Source organism: Kitasatospora putterlickiae, assembly GCF_039527695.1.
Lineage (GTDB): Bacteria > Actinomycetota > Actinomycetes > Streptomycetales > Streptomycetaceae > Kitasatospora > Kitasatospora putterlickiae.
In genome coordinates this window covers 91690-95393 of sequence record NZ_BAAAKJ010000131.1, presented here as the reverse complement: position 1 = coordinate 95393, position 3704 = coordinate 91690, and the positions used below count along the sequence as shown (strand labels likewise).

General features: G+C 75.7%; 3 protein-coding genes. 2 read left to right on the top strand and 1 reads right to left on the bottom strand.

From position 1 onward, the window contains the following. Positions 1-316: 316 nt before the first annotated feature. Positions 317-1405, bottom strand: a complete 1089-nt coding sequence (locus ABD308_RS13945) for a substrate-binding domain-containing protein (protein ID WP_344333320.1) — start codon at positions 1403-1405, stop codon at positions 317-319. 168 nt (positions 1406-1573) lie between these two features. On the opposite strand from ABD308_RS13945, the gene ABD308_RS13940 reads away from it, so the two are divergent. Beyond that, entirely contained in the window at positions 1574-3373 is a 1800-nt protein-coding gene (locus ABD308_RS13940; RefSeq protein ID WP_344333316.1) for a glycoside hydrolase family 35 protein, read from the top strand. A gap of 151 nt (positions 3374-3524) precedes the next feature. Beyond that, positions 3525-3704 (top strand): DeoR family transcriptional regulator (locus ABD308_RS13935; RefSeq protein ID WP_344333313.1); only part of this gene is annotated, 180 nt, incomplete at its 3' end.

The window sequence follows — 3704 nt, the reverse complement described above, 5'->3', positions numbered from 1 at the left end:
AGGCCACCCGTCAGCACGGCCGCCGCGACCGTCACGACGACGGTGGAACGCGTTCCACGCATGGAAACCCCCTGTGAGCCCGGACTTCTCCGACGGTGCCGGGCGCAGACTCTAGTGGATCGCCGGTTCGACCTCGCACCGGTTTCCCGCCGCCCTGGCCGGCCGCCCACGCCGGCCGCTTCCGCCCGCACCCCGGCCCGCCGGTTCGCCGGTTCGCCGGGCAGGTCGGCACCGGCCCGGGGCGGTGCCCGCTCGCCGCGTCGGGCCGTCCTCGGCCACCGGCATGCGCCGCCGCCTCGACACCCCGGGCGCGGGCTCACACCGAGGACGCGGCCCCGCAGGAGGCGCGGACGTGCAGCACCGGGAGCAGCGCCGTGCGGTGCACCGGAAGGTCGGAGCCGGCCACCAGGCGGCGCAGCAGCAGGTCGACCGCCGCCGCGCCGACCGCGCGCTTGGGCGGGGCGACGGCGGTCAGCGGGGGCGCGGCGAGCGCGGCGAAGACGTCGTCGTAGGCGACCAGCGCCACGTCCGAGGGCACCGCCAGGCCGTGCGCGCGCAGCAGCGGCGCCAGCCGCAGCGCGTCCTGGTCGTTGTGCACGAGCACCGCCCGGGTCCCGGACCGCACGGCCTCGGCGATCCGTGCCACCAGCGGCTCGGGGTCGGCCGGCAGGTTGCCGGGCCCGAGCGTGTCCAGCGCCGGCAGGGCGGGCAGTCCGAGCAGCCGGGTGCCCTCCCGGTACCCGGCCCGCACCTCGGAGGCCGTCCAGGAGTCGCCCCGGGCGGCCAGCAGCACGCTGCCGTGGCCGAGCCCGGCCAGGTGGCGCAGGGCGCTCAGCACCCCGTGGCGGTGGTCGGAGACCACGGTGTCCAGCCCGGATCCGGGGCCGTCCGGGGTGGGGGAGCGGCGTTCCACCAGCACGGCGGGCACCGGCAGGGTGTCCAGCCAGGCGTACTCCTCGGCGGCCCGGCCGGGGACCAGCCCGGGGGCCAGCAGCAGGCCCTCGGCGCCGGACTCCAGCAGGCGTTCGGCCTGCAGCCGGTCGCCGCCCGCGCCGTACGGGGCGATGCCCAGGACCAGCCGGGCCCCGGCGGCCGCGGCGGCGGCCCGGGCCCCGGCGATCACCTCGTCGAAGTAGGAGCCGACCGAGGGCACCAGCAGTCCGAGGGCGCGGCCCGCTCCGGGGCCGGGGACGATCGGCGGCCCGGCGCCGTCCGGGCGTTCCAGGGAGACGAAGCCGTGCGAGCGGGAGAGCCGGCCGGCGTCGGCGAGGACGGCCACGTCGCGGCGGACCGTCACGGCCGGGATGCCGAGCCGGTCGGCCAGCTCCGTGAGCCGCACCCGGCCGCCGAGCTCGCCGACGGCGGACACGATCAGCCTGCGGCGTTCTTCCCCCGAAATGGCCATCCTGGCCTCCATCTGTCGTGCCCGCCGAGGCGTCGTTGCGTCGATCGGAAGCGGTCCGCCGATGATTTTCCGATCAAAGAGTATCGTTCGATCGAAAATTGATCAATAATGCCGATAATCATCGATCGATTGACCGTGCGATCACCGAACCCTCCCGCGGAGGACCCGATGGCCGACCAGGCCCCCCACCCCGCCCTCACCACCGACGGCGACACCTTCCTGCGCGACGGACGTCCGCACCGGATCGTCTCCGCCGCCGTCCACTACTTCCGCATCCGCCCCGAACAGTGGACCGACCGCCTCACCCGGCTGCGCGCCATGGGCGTCAACACCGTCGAGACCTACGTCGCCTGGAACTTCCACCAGCCCACCCCCGACCGCGCCGACTTCACCGGTGACCGCGACCTCGCCGCGTTCGTCCGCGCCGCCGGCGACCTCGGCCTCGACGTCATCGTCCGCCCCGGCCCCTACATCTGCGCCGAGTGGGAGTTCGGCGGCCTGCCCGGCTGGCTGCTCGCCGACCCCGCGATGCGGCTGCGCCGCCTGGACCCGCCCTTCCTCGCCGCCGTGGACGCCTGGTTCGACCACCTGGTGCCCGTCCTGCTCCCGCTGCTCTCCTCCCACGGCGGCCCGGTGGTCGCCGTCGCCGTGGAGAACGAGTACGGCAGCTACGGCAACGACACCGCCTACCTCGAACACCTGCGGGACGCCCTGGTCACGCGGGGCGTCGACGTCCTGCTGTTCACCGCCGACGGCGCCGAGGACGGCTTCCAGCTCGGCGGCCGGGTGCCCGGGCTCCTCACCACCGGCACCTTCGGCTCCCGCCCCGAGGAGTCCCTCGCCTGTCTGCGCCGCCACCAGCCGGTCGGCCCGCTGGTCACCATGGAGTACTGGTGCGGCTGGTTCGACCACTGGGGCACGCCGCACCACGTGCGCGACGCCGGGGACGCCGCCGAGGTGCTCGACGCCCAGCTCGCCGCCGGCGCCTCGGTCAACATGTACATGGGCCACGGCGGCACCAACTTCGGCTGGTGGAACGGGGCCAACCACGACGGCACCGAGTACCAGCCGGACGTCACCAGCTACGACTACGACGCCCCGGTCGGCGAGGCCGGCGAACTCACCGAGAAGTTCCACCTCTTCCGCGAGGTGATCGAGCGCCACCTCGGCCCCAACCCCCACCCGCTGCCGCCGCTGCCCGCCCGCCTCGCCCCCCGCACCGCCCCCGTCACCGCGAGCCGCCCGCTGCTCGGCGCGCGGGGCGCCCTCGGCGAACTCTCCACCGCGCACCACCTCCCCGAGCCCTGCCCGATGGAGCGGCTCGGCCAGAACCTCGGCCTCATCCACTACCGCACCCGCCTGCGCGGCCCGCTCGCCCACGGCGAACTGCGCGTGGACGGCCTCGCCGACCGCGCCCAGGTCTTCCTCGACGGCGAACCCCTCGGCGTCCTCGACCGTGACCACCCCGAGCGGGGGCTGCCGCTGACGGTGCCCGAGGGCGGCGCCGAACTCGACCTGCTCGTCGAGAACCAGGGCCGGATCAACTACGGTCCGCTGCTGCACGATCCCAAGGGCATCAACGGCGGCGTCCGGGTCGACCGGCAGTTCCAGTTCGGCTGGGAGGTGCGCCCGCTGCCGCTCGACGACCCGACGACCCTCACCCTCGGCGCGCCCTCCACCGCCGACGGGCCCGCCTTCCACCGCGCCGAACTGACCGTCGGCGCCCCCGCCGACGGCTTCCTCGCCCTGCCCGGCTTCACCAAGGGCATGGTGTGGCTGAACGGCTTCGCGCTCGGCCGCTACTGGGACCGCGGCCCGCAGCGCACCCTCTACGCCCCCGCGCCGCTCTGGCGGGCCGGCGCCAACGAGGTGCTGGTCCTCGAACTCCACCGCCCGGGCGACCACGTCGCCCTGGTCGAGGGCCCCGACCTCGGCCCCGTCGTCCCCGAGGAGCGGTACGGCTCCTGACCCCGGCTCCCCTCGGACCCGACCCTCCCGCCCCTCGGGCACCGGCCTCCGGCCCGGTGCCCGCGGGGCCGCCCGCCGCCGTCCTGCCCTCCGGTGACCGAATGGTAGGTTCCTGTCCACCTCGACAGACCGCCCACCGACAGGGAGTGCCATGCCGATCCCGGCGGACGATCGCCGCGCCCGCATCCTCGACACGGTGCGCGGCCTGGGCACCGTCCGGGTGGTGGACCTCGCCGAGCGGCTGGGCCTGCCCGCCGTCACCGTCCGCCGGGACGTCGCGGCCCTCGCCGAGGCCGGCCTGCTCCGCCGCACGCACGGCTCCGTCGCGTTC